We start from the raw sequence: 22,460 nt of genomic DNA on the forward strand, positions 1-22,460 counted from the left end.
TTGAAATAGTCGATCCTAGCAAGGAAGCGGAGACATTGGTATGTTTAAGCGTATCAGAATGGTGGCTTTTTAGGCACCTATGCCGATAATCACTTTACGCTGGTGTTAAATAACATTGTTGCATGTAGGTGTTCATCGCTTTGAGGACATCCTGGCGTGTAATTGCACCAACAACCTTACCTTGATCGACAACAGGATAAATCTTAGGTTTCTCACCTGTCATTTGTTCTGCCAAATGCAGCATACTGTCTTGCGGGCCAACACTTAACACCTCTGTTCGCATACAATCTTTAACCGTACTGGTTAAGTCACAGTGATAACTGCTTTTTAGCATCACGGCCAAACAATCCTGTTGTGATAAAAAGCCAACTAACTCGCCTTGTTCGCCAATCACAGGGGCGCCTGGACGGTTACTGGTCAGTAACTTTTCAACCGCCACTGCAATAGACATATTGGCTTTAAGCAACACCGGGCGTTTATCCATATAATCGATAATTTTAATAGAATCCATTTTATTTCCCCATAATGATTTTACCAACCAACCCTAATAAAATCATGTTTAGCGCATAGGGTTGGGAGACTGTTTTTGTAGGCTCTTTGAGAATACTCAATACTAGTAAGCTCTCTCATCAAAAACCAACTTATTTACGAGCACGTGATCACACCATGCTTATTGTTAAGTTTAGTCAAAAATCATTAAACAGCAGCAAAATAAAATAAATCAATATCATCGAATGAATCGATTAGCCCTAAAACTTAACCACAACACTTATGTATTTAGCTGAACTCTGGTTAAGTTATTTAATTATTTATCACGCCAAATCATAACATTAGTTGGTTGGTCACCGACTTTAGTTGCCCTATACATCCCCGTAGTATTAAAGGGAGTGGCAATATTGCCTTTATCATCAATCGCAATGACTCCGCCGGTGCCGCCCGCGGTGACTAATCTTTGGTTGATAACCTCATCAGCAGCCTGAATAATCGATTTTTGTTGGTATTTTACTCGTGCGCAAATATCGGCTGCCACATTGTATCGAATAAAGTATTCACCATGTCCAGTTGCTGAGATAGCACAAGTGCCATTTTCGGCATAATTACCCGCACCAATCACTGGGGCATCGCCAATTCGGCCAAATCGTTTTGCCGTCATGCCGCCTGTAGAGGTTCCTGCGGCAAGGTTGCCTTGCTTATCAAGCGCAACCGCGCCCACGGTACCAAATTTATAGTTGGCATCAAGTTGATTAACCGAGGCTTGGTAATCATGATCTTTCGCTTCAGATTTAATAATTTTTTGTTTGGCATCGAGAAGTTGGTTATATCTATGCGTCGTATCAAAGTGTTGATTTGATACAAACGTCATGCCTTGAGTAATGGCAAACTCTTCAGCCCCCTGGCCATAAAGCATGACATGGGGAGAATTCTCCATCACGGCTCGAGCTAAATTAATAGGGTTTTTGATATGAGTGACACCCGCAACCGCCCCTGCAGACATGTTGCGTCCATCCATTACGGATGCATCTAATTCATGTTTTCCATCGAAGGTATAAACCGCACCCACCCCTGCGTTAAATAGTGGGCTGTCTTCTAATACATTAATGGCGGCTTGAACGGCATCTAAACTGTCACCGCCTTTGGTTAAAATTTCATGTCCGGCATTAATCGCTTGTTGTAATTTATCTCGATAAGCTTGTTGTTGAACTTCGCTTAAATCGGCTTCGTTAATCGTGCCAGCTCCGCCATGAATAGCGATTGAAAACGGCTTATCGTCATTAGCATATACGTTAAAACTGAGCCCCATTAGTAATGAAGCGATGCCCATTCCAGCATTAAAACGACAAAATAGCTTATTTTTCATTGTTATTATTCCTCTTAGCGTTAATTCAGCCTATTGTTTGCCTTGCGACTTTAACGCTTTCTAGCGACAATATAAACAAGATGTGTATAAATCAGTAAGTACCTAAATATTGTTAATTAATTGTTTTAGAATTAGCCTTTTTTTAATCTTAGCGCTTACTGTATTTCGCAGTAACAGCGCACTTGCGGCTGACGATTTATTAACGGTTTCCATTTCAGGAGTAGAATCCTCCCTAGAAAAGAATATTCGCTCCCATTTAGGCGCCTTACCTAAAAATGAAATTCAGCGCAGGGCATTTTTATTTACCGTTGAAGAGAATACTAATGAAGCATTAGAGTCCATGGGCTTTTATCAAGCCAAACTGGATGTCAATGTTACTGAAACAAACAAAGGCCCTTGGAAACTCACTATCAAGGTTGACCCACAAGAACCCGTTAGATTGCAGTGGGTGGATATTAATTTTGATGGTGAAATGCTAGAGGATATCTCCTTTAGACGCTGGTTAGATGGATTAACCATCAAACCGGGAGATCCCTTACACCATGGCCAATATGAAACGGTTAAATCACAGCTAATGACGCTTGCACTGGCGCGAGGTTATTTTGATGGACGTTTTACCCGTTCAGAAATCGTCATCAATCGTGACAAAAATACCGCACAGATTAACCTTCATTTTGAATCAGGCCCTCGTTATCGGTTCGGCGATGTGACATTTGAAGGCCACACCCTCAATGATAATATCATTCAGGAACTCGTCCCATTTGAGTCGGATACACCATACGCTAGATCAGAACTCACCCACTTAAATCGAAACCTTATTGATGTTGGTTATTTTAGTAATATTAAAATATTACCTGAAGTAGAAAAAATCAATAATGGAAACGTTCCCATAAAAGTCGAATTAACGCCACGTCCAAGCTCTTCTATTGAATTAGGCGCGGGTGTCGACATAGGAAACAGTAGTAAAAGCGCGGTCGAACCAAGAATTCGTGTCACTTGGCGAACTCCGCAGGTTAATCGTTACGGGCACAGTCAAGAAACTACAGCTGAATGGTCACCGAACACGCCAAGACTGTTAACAACTTTTACTATTCCGTTAACCGATCCTTTAGACGATCAACTTAAAATAAAACTTGGGGTGTTACGTGATAAATATGGCGTGATTCAGGACTATGTCCCAGAGGACCGACAATTCGTTAATACTGGCCAACTTGAAGCTGAAAAATATCTCATTGGTGTAATTAGGCAAAGGCGAACTGAAAATAACTGGCTGTTTGGTTATTCTGTGGAAGCCATAAAAGAATTCTACACACAAGAAGATATTGATTACAAACCAAATTTTTACCTGCTTGGGATAGGTGCATCTAAAACTATTCGAGGTGATAACACCCTCGACCCTAAATCAGGGTTTCGTCAAACATACAGCCTTGAATATGCCGACCCTAATTTGGGCTCAGCTATTCGATTAGCTCGTTTGCAGGCTAAACTAAAATGGATTGATACTTTCTTCGATAAACACCGTTTTGTTGCGCGCCTTGATTTAGGCGCTAACCTAGCGAATGAAGAAGACCTTCCTTTTATTGCGCCATCCTTAAGATATTTTGCAGGAGGCGATCAATCGGTTCGTGGTTATCGATATCAAGAGCTTGGACCGTATATCGACTATGAAAACGCGCAAGGCGGTCTTTCTCGCCAAGTGATTGGCGGACGCTATTTGATCGTGGGCAGTTTAGAATATCAATATTATTTAACCCCAACCTGGCGAGTGGCAACGTTTGTTGATGCTGGTAATGCTTTTGATACCGACCAATTTGAATCCGTCATGTCTGTCGGTGGCGGTGTGCACTGGATATCGCCAATTGGTCCAATCAAGTTAGACTTGGGCTTCGGCTTAAAAGAAACCGAAACAGTTGAGCGTTCATTCCGATTCCATTTAACAATGGGAAGTGAATTATAATGAGCTCATCAAAAATGCCGGGCAATGTTAAAGAACATAATAACAAAACAGCTGAGGTAAATGACAGCTCAGCATGTGAACTCTCGTCAAATGAAACCATGGAAAACAAGGAAAAATATCAAGCTGATGATGTAGCAATGAACAAGGCTGAAATGAATGAGTCTATTGTAAAAGACACTTTATTCATTGCCCTGTTAAAACATTTATGGCGTAGTTTTAAATTTTATACCCGCATTATTATTTACATCCCGTTATTACTATTGATTATTATTGCCTTGGTACTGGGCACTTCTATCGGTAGCAATGTCGGTATCACGATCGCAAGCCAGTTGATCCCGGACCTTGAGTTAGATTACCAATCTGGCACTATCAACCATGATCTTAAACTCAACTACGCCTTTTGGGAGATGGATGGCATCAGTGTTGAGATAAATGATCTCGCGATAGAATGGCTGCCTCGCTGCTTTCTTCAAAAACAACTATGCGTTGATACCCTCAGCGCGTCAAAAGTCACTGTTGATATTCAAACGGCGTTGCTAAGCGATACGGCATCTAACACACTTGTTGATTCACAACTCATTGATCCAGCGCTGATTTCATCAACGCAAAGCAATATCAGTGACAATGATTTATCAAAGACAGAAAATGCTTCTGCTAAACAGGCCCCTGTAAAATCGGATGTATCCGAGCCTAATTCATCTGAGCAAGAGTTACTTATTCTGCCTTTTGATATTTCATTAAATCATGCCGATTTAGCAGCAATTAATGTCACTGTTAACGACATGCATTTTAATGCAAGCCAATTAAAGGCTAAAGCATTCTGGACTGGACCTGATTTAAAAGTAGAACATATCAGTAGTTTTGAACTAGCTGTCATCATTCCAACGGAAGCTGAAGAACAAACCTCAGCTGCCGAGTCGGCAAATAAACCATGGCCATTAGCAGACTTACCAGAAGTGTTTTTACCTTTTAGATTATTTATCAAAGAACTCAACTCGCTAGATAGCACGCTGCAAATTGGCCAACGTAAAGACTTTTTTGAACAAATTATTATTGCGGGTACTTACATTGGCTATAATGTAGACATTAGCCAATTACATTTAAAACATACCTATGGTGATATTGACTTAATTGGTGACATTAATTTAGTCGACAACTATCGAATGAACGTCAAAGTCGAATCAAATATTGATCAAATAGCTGAATTACCCGGTTTTACCAATCAGAAGCTCACCCTAGAGTTAACAGATGATTTAAAAAAGTTAGCCATAAATGCAAAATTATCCGGCGAGACAAGACTAAATCTGCAAGCGGAAGTCGGCTTTAACCTTGCAAGTTTACCTTTTAAGGGCGAAATATCTGACAGCAAATTACAATGGCCCTTCAAAGATCCACAATACCTTGCCAACATTCAATCTTTGCAGGCACAAGGTAAAATTGATGCAATTCAAGCTAAATTGGAGGGCCAATTTATAAGCCCATTCCATCCTGAGTTAAGCATAGATTCAAGCTTAGCATTCCAGCAAAACACCCTTAAACTTTATCCCTTAAATATCAATTCTAACGCGGGTCAATTGAGCGTTGAAGGTGAGGTTGATTTCGCTGATAACATCGCCTGGCAGGCAGAAGTCATTACCCAGGAGCTAAGCCTGCAAAATGTAGCATGGTTGCAGCAATACACCACTCTGCGCAGTAAAATAAGCGGTCAATTTGCTACAAATGGCAAGGTGTCTAAAGATAAATGGCAAATCGATATTAGCGATGCGGCATTAAAAGGTCGCATGAATGGCTACCCTGTTACATTAGAAGGTCAAGTGGCTATAAATCAAGATTTTGCAGTCAATGCGCAAAACTTAAAAGCAACCGCCCTAGGTGCTGACTTGTTCATTAATGGACGAGCGGATTCTGTGTGGGATATTGATGCAGAGCTGAATGTCCCCGATTTAAGACAATGGCTTTCTGGTAGTAGAGGAAATATCCACGCTAAGGTCGAAGTATCGGGTGAAAGTAGTAACCCGATTGTGGATTTAACTGCTGAAATGCAAAATACCAGTTTTGCTGGTGCTAAGTTAGATAACTTAACACTCAAAGCGCATTACCTTCCTTTGAGCCAGCACCAATATTCATTTGCTTTAGATAATCAAAATATTGTTTATAAAGGATACACGCTCAACAGTTTGAATATCGAAGGCAAAGGCGATCAAAACCAGCAAAACACCACTTTGATCACCACTGGCGATACGACAATTAATAGTGAATTATTAAGCCAAACCAATATTGATAAGCAAACCATTGATGCCACACTTCAACAACTTAATATCAGTAATATATTTGGTCAGTGGCAATTAGATGAACCCATAGTGTTCGCTTGGGATCAGCTTAAAAACCGCGGTAAAATTGATGCATTTTGTATAAGTCACCCCCATAATAAACTTTGCCTTACAAGCAACGTTGAACTGGGTTCTAAAGGGCAGGCAGACATTAACTTTAGTGGCAATCCTGGACAGCTTTTAGCGCCAATTTTATCTAAAAACATTAATTGGGATGGCCATGCCGCGCTCACCACTCAAATTAATTGGCAACCTAAAACTAAGCCCACAGCATTAATTAACTTCACTCTTTTACCCGGTAACATCAAACTGATCCGTAATATCAATAATGTGGTCAACATCGATTACCAAGAGTTGGTTTTAAAAGCCTCATTGGATGAAAAACAACTAAGAACAACCATCACAGCCGATTCCGATGGTATTGCCAGTTTACAAACAGAAATTAATATCAATGTAACACCTGACAGAACCCTTGATGGTTTTATCAATATTAACTCGTTAAAACTGGAACCCTTTGGTGAATTTTTCCCGAGGCTCCAAACCCTTAATGGAGCTCTATTTAGCCGTATTAACCTTGCCGGTAGCTTAATGACGCCAGATATCACCGGTAATATCAAATTAGCAGATGGGGCTTTTGAATTAACCTCGAATCCGACATTGGTTGAAAAAATCTTCCTGGGGTTACAGCTTAACGGCAAGCAAGCTGAATTAGATGGTCAATGGCACATGGGTGACGGCCAAGCCATTGTCAACGGTCAACTTTATTGGCCAGAAGGACAATTCTCCGGAGACATCAATGTTAAAGGTAATAAATTAGGGGTAATTCAACCTCCGATTGCCATTTTAGATGTGTCCCCGGACCTTAATATCAACTTTAACCATCAGCAAGTGGCGGTTAAAGGTTCGGTCAGCGTGCCTTCCGGTCAAATAAAAATCATGCAATTGTCCGAAGGCGGTGTAGCAATATCGAACGATGTGGTGTTTAACGATTCAATATCTGAACTCGAAGTACAGACAAGCCCATACGCTATTGTAGCGGACATTAATATTGATGTAGGTAAAGAGTTGTCGATTGACGGCATGGGTTTAACAGGCAAGCTATCAGGGAACTTAAGGCTACAACAACAAGCCTTTAAAACGCCATTATTGTTTGGCGACATCAAAGTCAACAATGGCAATTATAAATTCATGGGCCAAACCTTGAAGATTAATGCCGGTGAAGTCCAGTTTGTAGGTCCTATCGAAGTACCTAATTTAAATATTGAAGCGGTCAGAGAAATTAAAGATGACGACATTACCGCCGGCGTAAGAGTGACAGGCACAGCCATGCGCCCTTCAGTTATCCTGTTCTCAAACCCTGCGAAAGAACAAGCTGAAATCTTGTCATACATTCTCACTGGTAAGGGGTTCAGTAATGCCAGTGATCAACAAAACAACTCACTGATGTTGGGAGCTGCGTTAAGTTTAGGTTCACAAGTTGATGGTGGCGCAATGCAAAACATTGGTTCAACCGCCCGTGGCGTCATTGAGCAATTTGGTTTTTCTAATGTGCAACTGGATGCCAATGATGATGGCCGCGTTGCCATCAGTGGCTATATTGGTGAAAACTTGATGATCAAATACGGTATTGGGGTGTTCAATCCTGGATACGAAATGACAGTGAGATACTATTTATTGTCACAACTGTACCTTGAAACGGTATCAGGCAGTTTAAGTCAATCACTTGATATTTATTACAGTTTTGATATCGACTAAGCAACACAGCATTTCAAACATCATAAATAACAGACACAAAAAAAGCGCCTTAAGGCGCTTTTTTTCATCAATGCGATTATGCAAAAATGAAGTCAACATGCTCAATTAGCGGTCTGAAAGCATGACGTTGCATAGCTTTAGGCACTACTTTGATTTCTTTACCGTCAAGAGCGATAGTTAAACCTTCATAGAAATCTTTGTTTTCTTGAATGTTGATGATGTCTTTGTGTAAGAACTTAATAGCGATAGGCTCTTTACCTGGACCGTAGATTACAGCAGGAACCATATCTGCATGACGTAGGCGGCGGCTCGAACCTTTCCCGATTTCAGTGCGGATTTCGGCTTTGATAGTGTAAGACATGTTAATACTCACTTAAATAATATAAAAGAATGGGCGTCATTGTTCTCGACCAACAATGACTCAAATAAAGCGCGCGGATATTACCATGAACACTTAGCACCAACAAGCTAAATTCCATCTTATCTGCTTTATCTCGGGTATTAGCTTTCTAAATACCCTTCCATATTTAAAACTAAGAAACATTTCCGGTGTCACCCACTCTGATGGGGGCAACCTCACACATTAAATTAACCACATGGCAACTAGCAATCCATTGAAATAAAAAAGCCCCGACGCAATGTCGAGGCTTGTTTATCCATCACTCAGTTTCGATATAAATATCAATGTGAGTCTAATAATGGAACCCGAGGCCAGACTTACTCTTGTAGACAAAAAGTGGCACGCTTATTTTTTTAGTGCGCCAGTGATTGTGCGTTTTCAAAGAGTCGACATCAGGCATAAGAGTATTGCAGACATAAAAAAGCCCCGACGCAATGTCGAGGCTTGTTTATCCATCACTCAGTTTCGATATAAATATCAATGTGAGTCTAATAATGGTACCCGAGATCAGACTTACTCTTGTAGACAAAAAGTGGCACGCTTATTTTTTTAGTGCGCCAGGGATTCTGCGTTTTCAAAGAGTCGACATCAGGCATAAGAATATTGCAGACAAAAAGTGGCACGCTTATTTTTTGGTGCACGAGGGATTCTGCGTTTTCAAAGAGTCGACATCAGGCATAAGAGTATTGCAGACATAAAAAAGCCCCGACGCAATGTCGAGGCTTGTTTATCCATCACTCAGTTTCGATATAAATATCAATGTGAGTCTAATAATGGTACCCGAGGCCAGACTTGAACTGGCACGCTTATTCAGCGAGGGATTTTAAATCCCTTGTGTCTACCGATTCCACCACTCGGGCAAAACTGTGACGAATTGAATTTCAACTCGTAGAATCTATTGTCAACTTAGCAACTTGAGCTGCCCCGCTGAACGTGATGCACACTTTACTGTTTTTTTTAAACCGTGCAACTATTAATTTAACTTAAGCGATTCAAGTGGTTCAAAAAACATCAAAGCGAGTTTTTTTTATTCATCCTCAATCAAAAAACGTTGTAAACACTTATCCTCAGATGGGGAGACACAATAAAGATGCTTTAGAAAACCTTCATATTTAAAATATTTACAGTGAAAAGATACTGAAGTTAACGGCTTCTTAATATTCGCTCTAAATAACCATTTTTATTATTTTAAATTCGGCAAGCAAATCATTTTCATCGCCAAACATTCAATTATGTCGACGCGACAATCAATGCAAAACGATAAAATGGACAACATTAACACAACTGATTTTTACCAGGCTATAAAATAGCCAGAAAAGGCTATGAGATAGGAAGGCTTTAATCATCACCATAAACACTCATAAAAAAAACAGCCACATAGGCTGTTTTTAAGCAGAATGAATCAAGTTTGGTTGCCTAAGTAACGCATCACCTAATCTGGCTTACATTTTCATTACTGACGGCACATTGTCTCATACAAATTACAACATAATGTTACTTTGCTTTAACCGGTGTTAAGCCTTTACTTCTTTGTTCAACAGCATCATCTAATTCAAATCCGGATTGTGTCCAATTTGCCGCTTCATCAACAGAAAACTTCTCTTCTGACCAATCTTTTGCCGAATCGACATCAAACTTAGCTTCCCCCCATGCTTTAGATTGCGCCGCATTGAAACCACCTCGATGCCAAACTTGGGCAGAACGAGCATCAAAGCCGTTGGCCTTCCACTGTGCAATATCATCTTCTGACATGCCTTCCCAAGTGGGGCTTGAAGCACAGGCAAATAGCATCACACTCATTACAGCAGCAATAAAAATTTTCATATTTAACTCCCTAATTCAAGTATAAATTCACCTATTCAAAAGTAGATGCTTCAAGGTTAAAACGCAAATCTAAAAAATGCCGCTGAAGCGGCATTTTTATTTTATCAGTAATAGTTAATGATTAACTACGCTGACGTGATGGCTTAGCTTTACCGCCACTCACTTTAGTTTTGCGAACGGCACGGCGGATCTTGGCACTTTTCACTTTAGAACGCGCAACACTGTGCTTGTCATTGCCCAGTAAAGAGCGAGTTTCAGGCTCTAAACCAGCCACTTGACGCAAATAATTCACTTGGTCTAATGGCAACTCTAACCAACCACCGCGTGGTAATGATTTGGGTAACTCAACCATACCGTAACGAATACGGATTAATCGGCTAACCTGTACTTCTTGTGATTCCCATAAACGTCTAACTTCACGATTACGGCCTTCACGCAAGGTAACATGCCACCATTGGTTAATCCCTTCACCACCAGCAGGTTTGATACTGTCAAACTGCGCTGGGCCATCTTCTAGGGTGACGCCATTACGTAAACGATGTACAGCAGCTTCAGGCACTTCACCGAAAGTACGTACCGCATATTCACGGTCTACTTCATTTGATGGGTGCATCAAACGGTTTGCTAATTCACCATCTGAGGTGAACAACAATAAACCAGAGGTGTTAATGTCTAAACGCCCCACTGCAACCCAACGTGAATCACGCATATTGGGTAAGCGTTGGAAAACCGTTGGACGACCTTCAGGATCTTTACGAGAGCAAATCTCGCCTTCAGGTTTATGGTATGCCAACACACGACATATCACTTCATCCGCTGACTTTAATGAAATTGCGCGACCATCGATACGTACTTTAACGTCCGCTTCAACCCGATCGCCTAAATTCGCAATTTCACCATCAATACTAACTCGGCCTGCAGCAATCCATGCCTCCATCTCACGACGGGAGCCATGGCCTGCACGGGCCAAGACTTTCTGCAACTTTTCACTCATTAGTATTACTCTTTAGTTTGTTCTTGCGAGCTTGAATCCACATCTTGTGGTCCCTTTTGGGCAATTTCAAACATCGCTTGAAGTGACTCAATATCATTTAGCTCTGGTAAATCAGCTAATTTGTTTAAGCCAAAATAAGATAAAAATTCAGTGGTGGTTGCATACAGTGCAGGTCTGCCCGGCACTTCTTTGTGTCCAACCACTTTTATCCAATGTCTATCAGCTAAGCTTTTTATGATGTGACTGCTGATCGCCACACCTCTTACTTGTTCAATATCGCCCCGAGTTACAGGTTGACGATAGGCAATCACGGCTAAGGTTTCCATGGTTGCACGAGAATATTTAGGGGCTTTTTCTTGCCATAACGGCTGTAAAAAAGGGCTAAGTATTTCTTGAGTTTGAAAGCGATATCCACCAGCGACTTTCACTAATTGAACACCACGCTCTTGGTATTCTTGCTGTAATTCTTCCACAGCGGATTTTATTTTCATCCGTGACACACTAAAGTCGGCTAATACGGTTTCTTTTAGCGCTTTGATGGTCATAGGTTTTGCTAAAACAAATAAACTGGCTTCGATTAACTGTTTCAATTGAGTCGGGTTTATTGGTGTCGGCATGGTTATGTACGCTTCTTTAAGATCACTTTGCTTTAATGTATATAGTCGCAAAAGGTTCATTTTGAACCACGTCAACTAATAACTCTTTGACAAGTTCCATTAACGCCAAAAAACTCACGACTACACCAGCACGGCCTTCTTCAAAATCAAATAACTGCTCAAATTGCAGGTAATCACTACTGGATAGTTTAGCTAAAATTTGGCTCATGCGCTCACGAGTAGAAAGCTGCTCTCGTTTTACATGATGATCTTCATTGGCATCAATGCGTTTAAGTACCTCACCAAATGCCCTTGCTAGTTCAAACAAGGTCACATCAGGTGGAACAATAATAGGTTTAATACTTGGTGCTCTCGCAGCACTGACTTGAAACACATCCCGCTCTAGTCGAGGTAACTCATCTAAATCGTATGCCGCTTGCTTTATCACTTCATAAGCTTTTAACTGCCTAATAAGCATGACCCTTGGATCTTCTTCCACGTTATCTTCAGTGACCATTTTAGGTAACAATAAGCGTGATTTGATTTCCGCTAAGGTTGCTGCCATCACTAAATAGTCAGCAGCTAATTCAATCCGCGCCTCAGTTAATACTTCAATATAAAGTAAATATTGTTGAGATATTTGCTGAATGGGTAAATCAACTACATCCAACTTTTGTTTACGGATTAAATATAAAAGTAAATCTAACGGCCCTTCAAACGACTCTAAGAATACCTCTAGCGCTTCGGGCGGAATAAACAAATCAATGGGCATAGTCTCTAACGCTTGCCCGCGAACGATGGCTAATGGAAGGCTTTGTTGATGACCCTGCATACCGCTCCGTTTTCAATTGAATATGTTTATAACCACCTAAAAATCGGCAAGCTAAAACTCAGCGCGCGATTATACGCATTAATACACAAGGTTTATACCATTATCTTTAAACGGGATAGTTACTATTCAAACGCTGATGTATCACCAGCACCGTAGCGTAGGATTTTCATTTCATCATCAGACATATCGATAACCGTGGTTTGTTTTTCAGGCAAATAACCACCTAATACAATGCCTTCAACTTGATGCTCAAGAATATCGCGAATATGCTCTGGATCAGACTCAGCATGCTCTTCATTTGGCATCACTAAACTGGTCGACATTAAAGGCTCACCCAAGGCTTCTAATAATGCTTGTAAAATCAAATTATCCGGAACACGAATACCAATAGTGCGTTTTTTCTCACACTGCAAACGGCGTGGCACTTCTTTACTGGCTTTAAAAATGAATGTGTAAGGGCCTGGGGTACAGCTTTTTAGCAAACGGTAAGCCTGATTATCGACTTTAGCAAAATTAGCTAGCTCAGATAAATCACGACACATCAGCGAAAAGTTTTGATCATTATCAATTTGGCGAATGCGAACCATACGTGTCATTGCATTTTTATCGCCAATCATACAACCCAGTGCATAGCCTGAGTCGGTTGGGTATACGATAACCCCACCCTGTTTTAATATTTCCACAACTTGATTAATCAATCTGGCTTGTGGGTTGTCTTCATGTATATAAAAAAATTGGCTCATTACCGTTCCATCCAAGATTCTGATTGCCAAACCCAAGTCACACCTTGGGGTTGATATAAATTTTTACCTAATTCTATCCAATTGCTTATAAAGTGAAAATCACTTCCCAACGATCCCATTAACTGGTGTTGGTGGCATAATGCAAGTAAGTTATTTCTGTCATCAATGGTTTGCTGACCAAGCACCACTTCCATGGCGTCACCACCCGCCTCAGCAAAATCTTTAACCAATTTTTTAAGCCACTTTGCTGACAATTTGTAACCACTAGGATGCGCTAAAACGGCTAAACCGCCTGCTTGATGGATCACATTTATTGCATTGGCCATATCGCCCCAATTATTGGGAACATAACCCGTTTTTCCCCGGGCTAAATAGCGCTTAAACACACTGGGCATGTCACTGGCATAACCATTGTCGGCTAACCATCTGGCATAATGTCCACGGCTTAAGGCTGCATCACCCGCTATTGCTTTGGCCCCTTGGTAGGCACCATCAATACCGGCTTTAGCTAACCGAACGCCAATTTCTTGTGCTCGCACTTCACGTAACTCACGTTGAGATGATAGAAAAGCCAAAAGCTCAGGCTGATTTTTATCAATATTCAGCCCCACTATGTGGATATCAAAGTTGTTCCAACGGGTAGAGATTTCAGTGCCATCAATGAGGATTAATGGTTCAGACTGTTGACGATTAAAGAAGTGAGCTTCAGCTAAGCCATCAACCGTATCATGATCGGTTATCGATAACATTTGCACGCCTTTTTCCAGCGCGCGAGCCACTAAATCTGATGGGGATAACATGCCATCTGATGCGGTTGTGTGGCTATGTAAATCAGCCAAGATAGATTCAGTATTCATGCGCTTATTGTACTTGATACTCCAACTAAAAGCTTTGTGATTATGTAAATAAATCTCGAGATAAGAGCAAGATAGACCAACAAAGCTTCAACAAAGCCAAATAATTGCTCATTTATTAGCATAATGAGCAATATTCAATTGACATTAAACACCAGCTAAGGTTTCCTATAGGCACGAAAACAAACTTAGATTGATACGCATGACACACATTATTGCTTCTCAAAACATTACTTGGTGGTGGCACTTCCCAAATTAACGGGTTGTGTGAAGCGTTGCGCTCATTTTAAGAGACAAGATTTTACAAGAAAGCCCGCAGAGATGTGGGCTTTCTTGTTATTTGGCCCACGCTCAGAGGCTAAATAACTATTTTTGATGTGATTATCGACTCAGTGTTTTATCAATGACTCGGCAAAGCAATCGACAAAGCATTAAACGAAGGCAGTAATATGACAGCAAAACAAATCGCCCAAGTGAGTACGGTAAAACAGCCGTTAACCTATCATGCAGATCCTTTAAGCCTGTATGAACATGTCACCCACAATGCACCGCATACCATGTTATTGGAATCAGCTGAAATTGACAGTAAGGATCATTTAAAAAGCATAGTGCTAACCCACGGTGCATTAATGATTCAATGTGATGGTTACCAGTTAACCTTCAGCGCCTTAAGTGCCAATGGTCAAAGCTTACTTGCACCAATAGATATTTTCTTTACTGAGCAATTTTCGAGTAAAAACACCTTAAGCCAAGACTCATTAACGATTGTTTTAGCAAAAGCTACCAGCTTACAAGATGAAGATGCCCGCTTAAAATCGACCTCACCATTAGACGGTTTACGAGCCTTAGTTAAATACATTCAAACGGATGAACAACCACAATTTGAAGACTTATTCCTTGGTGGTGTTTTAGCGTATGACCTAATCGATACGGTAGAGCCATTACCGCCAGTCCCCAATACCAGTAATGAATGTCCTGATTACTTATTCTACTTAGCTGAAACCCTAATTTTAATTGACCACAAATTGCAAAAAGCCGATATCATCAGCCAGCAATTCAGTCAGGACCCAAGCATTTCTGACTTGCTAACGGTGCAGCGCCAACAGGTAATAGCTCAGTGCCAGTCCATCAAAGCCGCCAAAGCGTTAGTGCCCATTATTGCTGACGAAACGGTTAACATCAGTGATGACCAATACAAAAAAACCGTGGTCGACTTAAAAGAACACATCGTTGCAGGTGATATTTTCCAAGTAGTACCTTCACGCAGTTTTAGTTTGCCCTGCCCCAACACACTTGGGGCTTATCGTGCGCTACGTAAAACCAATCCTAGCCCATATATGTTTTACTTTCGTGGCCCTGATTTTACTTTATTTGGCGCATCACCTGAGTCAGCACTTAAATATGAAGCGGCAAATAACCAGGTAGAAGTCTATCCGATTGCGGGTACTCGTAAGCGCGGTAAAACTTCAGACGGACAAATTGATTTTGATTTAGACAGCCGCATTGAATTAGAACTGCGTTTAGATAAAAAAGAGTTGTCTGAACATTTAATGTTAGTTGACTTAGCCCGTAACGACATTGCTCGCATTAGCCAAAGCGGGAGCCGTAAAGTCGCAGAATTATTAAAAGTGGATCGTTATTCACACGTGATGCACTTAGTGAGCCGTGTGACAGGTCAACTTCGTAACGATTTAGATGCCTTACATGCTTACCAAGCCTGTATGAACATGGGCACACTTGTAGGCGCACCTAAGGTTAGAGCCTCACAACTGGTTCGTGAGGCAGAGCAAGCGCGCCGAGGCAGTTATGGCGGCGCTGTCGGTTACTTAAATGGTCTAGGTGATATGGACACCTGCATTGTTATTCGCTCTGCTTTTGTCAAAAACGATATCGCCCATATTCAAGCTGGCGCAGGCGTGGTATTCGATTCAGACCCGCAAGCAGAGGCCGATGAAACCCGCCAAAAAGCACAAGCTGTGATCACTGCAATTAAATTAGGAGGCGGACTATGAGCGCTTCAGTTACGCCATCAACAACCAAAATGAAATTATATTTGCTGGATAATTTTGACTCTTTTACCTACAACCTAGTGGATCAATTTAGAAGCTTGGGTTTTGAAGTGCTGATTTACCGTAATGATGTTAGCGCTGACTATTTAGCTGAAAAGTTGTTGAGCGAAACCCAGCATGCCGCACTAGTATTGTCTCCAGGCCCTGGTGCACCGCATGAAGCCGGTTGCATGATGGAGTTGATTGGTAAAGTGGCAGGAAAAGTTCCCATGTTAGGCATTTGTTTGGGACACCAAGCCATGGTGGAATATTATGGTGGCAAAGTAGAACGCGCACCGTTTGTAGTACATGGCAAAGCCAGCCCAACCATTCATAGCGGCCAAGGCGTATTTGCAAATTTACCTTCGCCTTTACCTGTGGCGCGTTACCACAGCTTAGTGGCAACAAAGGTGCCAGATTGCCTTGATATAATCGCCACAACCGATGAAATGCCAATGGCTATTTTGCATGATGCACATAAAGCGGTGGGCTTTCAGTTTCATCCAGAATCCATTCTTACCACCTTGGGAAGTCAGCTACTCACCCAAACGCTGACCTATTTAACAACGCCCTCAATCGCTCAAGGAGGCCGATAATGTCAACATCAGCAGTTTCAACTCAAACCTTATTAGATACCTTATATCAAGGTAATGCACTAACGCGTGAACAAAGTGCAAGCTTATTTGCCAATATAGTGGCTGGTGAAATGGATCCAATTACCATGGCGGGCATGTTAGTTGCTTTGAAAATGCGCGGTGAAACCATTGATGAAATCACCGGCGCCGCTGATGCATTACGTCAGGCCGCCAAGCCTTTTGCTCGCAGCCAACAGTCTATTAGTACTGGAGTGGTCGATATTGTCGGTACCGGTGGTGATGGCTTTAATACCATAAACATTTCAACTACAGCGGCTTTTGTTGCGGCCGCGGCTGGTGCTAAAGTAGCTAAACACGGTAACCGTGGCGTCTCAAGCAAATCAGGTTCTTCTGACTTACTCGCACATTGCGGAATTGGGCTAACCATGACGCCTGAAGAGTCCAGTGCTGCCATCGATAAACTCGGTTTATGTTTTTTGTTTGCTCCGCATTATCATGCAGGGGTTCGCCATGCTGTTCCGGTTCGCCAAGCCCTTAAAACTCGTACCATTTTCAATATTTTGGGGCCACTCATTAATCCTGCTAAGCCTGAATTTATGCTACTGGGTGTTTATACACCCACTTTATTAGCTCCTATTGTGAATGTGCTCAATGCTTTAGGCGTAAAACGAGCAATGGTGGTTCACGGCAGCGGTTTAGATGAGGTGGCTTTACACGGCGAGACTCAGGTGGCTGAACTCAATAATGGTGATATTCGATTCTATTCCCTCACCCCTGAAGAATTAGGCGTGGCGCGTGCAGATATCAGTTTACTCACGGGCGGAGAGCCAAGCGAAAACGCTCTAATTACTCAAGCTATTTTAAAAGGACAAGGCGAAGCCGCACAACGTGATGCTGTTGCGATTAACGCCGGATGTGCATTATATGTCAGCGGCGTAGCCGATTCTGTGCAAGCGGGAACTCAGCTGGCTTTAGCTACCTTAGCCAGTGGCAAAGCGATGAATGTATTAACTGAACTTGCCGCCACCAGCCAAGCGTCAACACAAGGGTAACGATAGAATGAGTCAACAAATTCAACCGATAAGTAATGTATTGACCCGTATTGTCGATACTAAAGTTGCCCATATTGCCGCATTAAAGCTGCGTTTTCCTGAGGTAAGTTTACAACCTAAAATATCTGACCGCAGTTTATTCGATGCTTTAAAACAGCCAAATGCGCAATATATTTTTGAATGTAAAAAGGCCAGCCCGTCTAAAGGATTAATCCGCCCATTATTTGATGTTGAAGCCATTGCAGACATTTATACAAAATATGCTGCCGGTATTTCGGTATTGACTGATGAGCAGTTTTTTCAGGGCGACATGGATTACATTCCACAAGTACGGGCTCGAGTGACCCAACCAATATTATGTAAAGACTTCTTTGTTGATGTTTATCAGGTTAAATTAGCTGCTCATCAGGGCGCCGATGCGGTATTGCTAATGTTGTCGGTATTAGACGATGCGCAATATCGTTTATTGGCCGCTGAAGCCGCTAAATACCAGCTAGATACCTTAACCGAAGTCAGTAACGAAGCAGAATTGCAACGAGCGATTGATCTAAATGCGCCAATTATTGGTATCAACAACCGTAACTTACGTGATCTATCAACTGATTTAGCCACAACCGAGTTATTAGCACCGCATATTCCAGCCGACCGAGTGGTGATCAGCGAATCCGGTATTTATCATCATCAGCAAATTCAACGTCTCAATCCTTTGGTTGATGGTTATCTTGTTGGTAGCTCAATTATGGCGCAAGATGATATCGATTTAGCTTGCCGTCAGTTAGTATTCGGCAATCATAAAGTGTGCGGCTTAACCAAAATTGAAGACATTCAAGCTGTTGCTGAGTCAGGTGCTGTGTTTGGCGGGTTAATTTTCTACCCAAAATCACCACGAAGTGTCAGTCTCGAACAAGCAAAAACGTTAGTCTCGCAGATGCAAGCACTGCACATAAACCTAAACTTGGTGGGCGTGTTTGTTAATGCCAATACCCAAGACATTGTTACCGCAGCCCAAGCATTAACACTGCATGCAGTGCAGTTACATGGCAATGAAACAGAACTTGAAATAGCTGAATTAACCCAGCAACTTGCAACATTAAATCTGCCTTGTCAGATATGGAAAGCCGTTGCAATTGATAGTCAAACACAACAAATATCACCCGCCCCAAAAGGCGCAGATAGATATTTATATGACAGTAAAACCCAGGCCCAATTTGGTGGCACCGGCCAATCGTTTAATTGGCAGCTGGAAATTGAGCATAAATCGCAAGCCATGCTTGCCGGCGGATTATCTGCCAGCAATGCCTATGCGGCCTCGAAACAGGGATTTTACGGCTTAGATTTCAACTCAGGTGTTGAGTCCAGTCCAAGCATAAAAGACCACGCGTTAGTGGCACAGGTGTTTACCGAGCTAAGACGTAATTAATACAAAACGAGTACCCAGTTCAACACACTGTACTAACTAAACAAATTGAAGACTTAGCCCCAATCGGCTGAGTCCAGAATAAAATTTCACTAGAATCGCTGACTTAGTCAAAGTGCTAAATCGATTGAACAATAGGACAATATTATGGATAAGTTAAAGCTGAACCCTTATTTCGGCGAATATGGCGGAATGTACGTCCCTCAAATTTTGGTGCCCGCGTTAAAGCAGCTCGAAACCGCTTTTGTTGAGGCGCAAGCTGACCCCGAATTTCAAGCCGAATTTACCGACTTACTGAAAAACTACGCAGGCCGTCCAACGGCATTAACGCTGACCCGTAATTTAAGCCCTAACCCAATGGTGAAAATTTACCTTAAAAGGGAAGATTTACTTCATGGCGGCGCACACAAAACCAACCAGGTGTTAGGGCAAGCATTACTTGCAAAACGCATGGGTAAAAAAGAGATTATCGCTGAAACGGGCGCAGGGCAACATGGCGTGGCTACCGCGCTTGCCTGTGCATTATTAGGCCTTAAATGTAAAGTTTACATGGGCGCGAAAGACGTCGAACGTCAATCGCCGAACGTGTTTAGAATGAAACTCATGGGCGCAGAAGTCATCCCGGTTACCTCTGGTTCATCGACACTAAAAGATGCCTGTAATGAGGCGATGCGCGATTGGTCTGGCAGTTATGACAAGGCGCACTATTTACTGGGTACGGCTGCGGGCCCGCATCCTTTTCCGACAATAGTACGGGAGTTTCAACGCATTATTGGCGAAGAAACCAAAAAACAAATTTTAGAAAAAGAAGGCCGTTTGCCTGATGCGGTTATTGCCTGTGTGGGTGGTGGTTCAAACGCCATTGGGATGTTTGCTGATTTTATTGATGAACCTTCAGTTGAGTTAATTGGTGTTGAGCCAGCAGGTAAAGGTATTGACACACCAATGCACGGTGCACCGCTTAAACACGGTAAAACGGGTATATTTTTCGGTATGAAGGCGCCATTAATGCAAGACAGCCATGGCCAAATTGAAGAGTCTTACTCTGTTTCTGCGGGTTTAGATTTTCCATCTGTTGGTCCACAGCATGCTCATTTAAATGCCATTGGCCGTGCACGTTACGAGTCGGCTACCGATGATGAAGCATTAGACATGTTCCAATTACTGGCCCGTACAGAAGGCATTATCCCGGCACTTGAATCTGCTCATGCACTGGCATATGCAGTAAAGATGGCCAAAGAAGCAACTAAAGAGACTATCTTAGTGGTTAATTTATCCGGCCGAGGCGATAAAGATATTTTCACCGTTTCAGACATTTTAGCAGCCAAAGCACAGGAGAGCGGCAATGAGTAATCGATATCAGGCGGCGTTTGGCGCATTAAAAGCAAAACAACAAGGTGCATTTGTCCCCTTTGTTACCATAGGTGATCCTGGTTTAGAGGTGTCTTTTAACATCATTAAAACCTTGGTAGAAAATGGTGCAGATGCCCTAGAACTTGGCTTTCCGTTTTCAGACCCATTAGCTGATGGACCAGTGATCCAAGGTGCGAATTTACGCGCATTAGCAGCAGGTACCACACCAGACGATTGTTTTGAATTGATATCCCAAATACGCGCACTTTACCCTGAACTGCCTATTGGTCTGTTACTTTACGCTAACCTGGTTTTTGCTAATGGTATTGACCACTTTTATGCCAAAGCACAAGCTGCGGGAGTGGACTCGGTATTAATTGCCGATGTGCCAGTAGAAGAGTCTGCGCCATTTAGCCAAGCCGCTAAAGCACATGGCATAGCCCCTATATTTATTGCGCCGCCCAATGCAAGCACACAAACGTTAAAACAGGTCAGTGAATCGGGTGCGGGTTATACCTATTTATTATCACGCGCTGGGGTAACGGGAACCGAATCGAAAGCAGGCACACCTGTCGAGCAAATTTTGGCGCAACTGGCTGAGTTTAACGCCCCGCCACCATTATTAGGCTTTGGTATTGCCGAGCCATCACAAGTACGTGAAGCGATAAAATCGGGTGCTGCTGGAGCCATTTCAGGTTCTGCAGTCGTCAAAATTATTGAAGCACATCAACATGATGAAACCACACTGCTAGCCAAACTGGCTGCGTTCACTGCCGACATGAAAGCCGCTACCGCGTTGTAATTGTAGTCAGTAGAGTCATCAATGATAATGGAGCCCATCGCGGCTCCATTTTGTTATGCTGCTATACTAGCTGCTACAAACTCTTATTGGACAGGATGCCATGGAAATAAACCGTATATATTACATATTGTTGATCACATTTTTCATACCACTGAGCTTTTTTGCTCAAGCAAATAATGCCCCTGCTCCAATGACAGAAGTCAGGTATAACTTATCAGCGCAATTTGTTGACCCCAAACAAGCCTATTATATTTCGCTGCTTGAAATGGCCATGCAAAAAAGTGAACCCAAGTTTGGCCCTTATAAAATGACGCCTGTGGAAATTGAAATGCCACAAGGACGAACAATTAAGTTAGTGGAGTCCAAACAACATCTTGATATTGTGTGGACCATGACATCGATAGAAAGAGAAAATCAACTACAAGCGATATATATTCCATTATTAAAAGGCCTTATGGGTTATCGAATTGGCATTATTCGTCAAGGTGAGCAAGCCAAGTTTGACCAAGTGAACTCTTTAAATGCCTTTAAAAAAATCATTATAGGCCAAGGTGTGGATTGGCCAGATACTGAAATATTAGAACGAAATGGTTTTAAAGTAGTTTCAGGCTCTGCCAGTAATTTATTGGCCATGCTATCCAAAGAAAGGTTTGATTACTTTCCCCGCGCGATTCATGAACCCTGGGATGAACTTGCACGTAGCGATGATATTGCCTTAGAACAACACCTCTTGTTGCGTTACGCCTCGCCTATTTATTTTTTCGTCCATAAGCAAAATAAACATCTGGCAGAACGAATTGAGTTTGGTTTACGCCTTGCCATAAATGATGGCAGTTTTGATAAGTTATTTCAAAACCACCCCATTACGGCAGGGGTGATTGAAAAAGCACAACTGAACAAACGGATAGAATTTGAAATGTCTAACCCTTTATTGTCCCCCAAAAGTGCAGAACTATTAAAAGAATCTCATTTGTGGTTAACCGCATTAGAAAAAATGCCACAATCAACACGCCAAAATTAATTCGAAAAACTGAATATGAAAAAGGAGC

18 protein-coding genes and 1 tRNA gene are annotated in these 22,460 nt (G+C 42.0%); 9 read left to right on the forward strand and 10 right to left on the reverse strand.

The genetic code is table 11. The features are described 5' to 3' along the window. Nucleotides 1-94 precede the first annotated feature (94 nt). Together NE535_RS01455 and NE535_RS01460 are read right to left on the reverse strand one after the other, a co-directional pair. Nucleotides 95-511 (reverse strand): CBS domain-containing protein, encoded by a 417-nt coding sequence (locus NE535_RS01455; protein ID WP_261296911.1) that lies wholly within the window; start codon nt 509-511, stop codon nt 95-97. Nucleotides 512-805: 294 nt separating this feature from the next. After that, nucleotides 806-1,822 (reverse strand): isoaspartyl peptidase/L-asparaginase family protein, encoded by a 1,017-nt coding sequence (locus tag NE535_RS01460; RefSeq protein WP_425347434.1) that lies wholly within the window; start codon nt 1,820-1,822, stop codon nt 806-808. A gap of 145 nt (nt 1,823-1,967) precedes the next feature. Between NE535_RS01460 and NE535_RS01465 the strand changes: the two genes are divergently transcribed. Then, on the forward strand, nt 1,968-3,815 hold the full coding sequence (locus NE535_RS01465; protein WP_280925339.1) for an autotransporter assembly complex protein TamA: 1,848 nt from the start codon (nt 1,968-1,970) through the stop codon (nt 3,813-3,815). Next, nucleotides 3,815-7,900, forward strand: a complete 4,086-nt coding sequence (locus NE535_RS01470; protein ID WP_261296913.1) for a translocation/assembly module TamB domain-containing protein — start codon at nt 3,815-3,817, stop codon at nt 7,898-7,900. The genes NE535_RS01465 and NE535_RS01470 overlap by 1 nt, the downstream gene beginning before the upstream one ends. Nucleotides 7,901-7,976: 76 nt before the next feature. On the opposite strand, the gene rplY is transcribed toward NE535_RS01470, so the two are convergent. From rplY to rnm, 8 genes are all read right to left on the reverse strand, one after another. Then, nucleotides 7,977-8,261: a 50S ribosomal protein L25 gene (gene rplY, locus NE535_RS01475; RefSeq protein WP_261296914.1), complete on the reverse strand. Its 285-nt coding sequence runs from the start codon at nt 8,259-8,261 to the stop codon at nt 7,977-7,979. Nucleotides 8,262-9,074: 813 nt separating this feature from the next. Further along, nucleotides 9,075-9,160: transfer RNA gene (locus NE535_RS01480), tRNA-Leu, on the reverse strand. Nucleotides 9,161-9,794: 634 nt separating this feature from the next. Continuing rightward, the gene (locus NE535_RS01485; RefSeq protein ID WP_261296915.1) at nt 9,795-10,124 is read right to left on the reverse strand and encodes a hypothetical protein; all 330 of its coding nucleotides are present in this window, start codon (nt 10,122-10,124) and stop codon (nt 9,795-9,797) included. Nucleotides 10,125-10,245: 121 nt separating this feature from the next. Further along, nucleotides 10,246-11,118, reverse strand: a complete 873-nt coding sequence (rluB, locus tag NE535_RS01490; protein ID WP_261296916.1) for a 23S rRNA pseudouridine(2605) synthase RluB — start codon at nt 11,116-11,118, stop codon at nt 10,246-10,248. Between the two features lie 5 nt (nt 11,119-11,123). Then, nucleotides 11,124-11,735 carry an SMC-Scp complex subunit ScpB gene (scpB, locus tag NE535_RS01495; protein ID WP_261296917.1) on the reverse strand — a complete coding sequence of 204 codons (612 nt, stop codon included), beginning with the start codon at nt 11,733-11,735 and terminating at the stop codon, nt 11,124-11,126. 22 nt (nt 11,736-11,757) lie between these two features. Further along, nucleotides 11,758-12,546 (reverse strand): segregation and condensation protein A, encoded by a 789-nt coding sequence (locus tag NE535_RS01500; protein ID WP_188842998.1) that lies wholly within the window; start codon nt 12,544-12,546, stop codon nt 11,758-11,760. A gap of 122 nt (nt 12,547-12,668) precedes the next feature. Further along, nucleotides 12,669-13,289 carry an L-threonylcarbamoyladenylate synthase gene (locus tag NE535_RS01505; protein ID WP_261296918.1) on the reverse strand — a complete coding sequence of 207 codons (621 nt, stop codon included), beginning with the start codon at nt 13,287-13,289 and terminating at the stop codon, nt 12,669-12,671. After that, a complete protein-coding gene (gene rnm, locus NE535_RS01510; protein ID WP_261296919.1) occupies nt 13,289-14,146 on the reverse strand; it encodes an RNase RNM in 858 nt (285 codons plus the stop codon). Before rnm ends, NE535_RS01505 begins: the two co-directional genes overlap by 1 nt. 446 nt (nt 14,147-14,592) lie before the next feature. Between rnm and NE535_RS01515 the strand changes: the two genes are divergently transcribed. From NE535_RS01515 to NE535_RS01545, 7 genes are all read left to right on the forward strand, one after another. Next, on the forward strand, nt 14,593-16,155 hold the full coding sequence (locus tag NE535_RS01515) for an anthranilate synthase component 1 (protein ID WP_261296920.1): 1,563 nt from the start codon (nt 14,593-14,595) through the stop codon (nt 16,153-16,155). Nucleotides 16,156-16,184: 29 nt separating this feature from the next. Beyond that, nucleotides 16,185-16,787, forward strand: a complete 603-nt coding sequence (locus tag NE535_RS01520; protein WP_261296951.1) for an aminodeoxychorismate/anthranilate synthase component II — start codon at nt 16,185-16,187, stop codon at nt 16,785-16,787. Next, nucleotides 16,787-17,839 (forward strand): anthranilate phosphoribosyltransferase, encoded by a 1,053-nt coding sequence (gene trpD, locus NE535_RS01525; protein WP_261296921.1) that lies wholly within the window; start codon nt 16,787-16,789, stop codon nt 17,837-17,839. The genes NE535_RS01520 and trpD overlap by 1 nt, the downstream gene beginning before the upstream one ends. Before the next feature lie 7 nt (nt 17,840-17,846). Further along, complete coding sequence (gene trpCF / locus NE535_RS01530) at nt 17,847-19,259, forward strand: bifunctional indole-3-glycerol-phosphate synthase TrpC/phosphoribosylanthranilate isomerase TrpF (RefSeq protein ID WP_261296922.1); 1,413 nt, start codon at nt 17,847-17,849, stop codon at nt 19,257-19,259. A 144-nt stretch (nt 19,260-19,403) separates the two neighbouring features. Continuing rightward, nucleotides 19,404-20,609: a tryptophan synthase subunit beta gene (gene trpB, locus NE535_RS01535; protein ID WP_261296923.1), complete on the forward strand. Its 1,206-nt coding sequence runs from the start codon at nt 19,404-19,406 to the stop codon at nt 20,607-20,609. After that, entirely contained in the window at nt 20,602-21,411 is an 810-nt protein-coding gene (gene trpA / locus NE535_RS01540; RefSeq protein ID WP_261296924.1) for a tryptophan synthase subunit alpha, read from the forward strand. Before trpB ends, trpA begins: the two co-directional genes overlap by 8 nt. Nucleotides 21,412-21,511: 100 nt before the next feature. After that, complete coding sequence (locus NE535_RS01545) at nt 21,512-22,432, forward strand: hypothetical protein (protein ID WP_261296925.1); 921 nt, start codon at nt 21,512-21,514, stop codon at nt 22,430-22,432. Nucleotides 22,433-22,460: the final 28 nt, after the last annotated feature.

The sequence above is a fragment of the Shewanella holmiensis genome (genome assembly GCF_025370255.1).
In the GTDB taxonomy this organism is placed as follows: Bacteria; Pseudomonadota; Gammaproteobacteria; order Enterobacterales; family Shewanellaceae; genus Shewanella; species Shewanella holmiensis.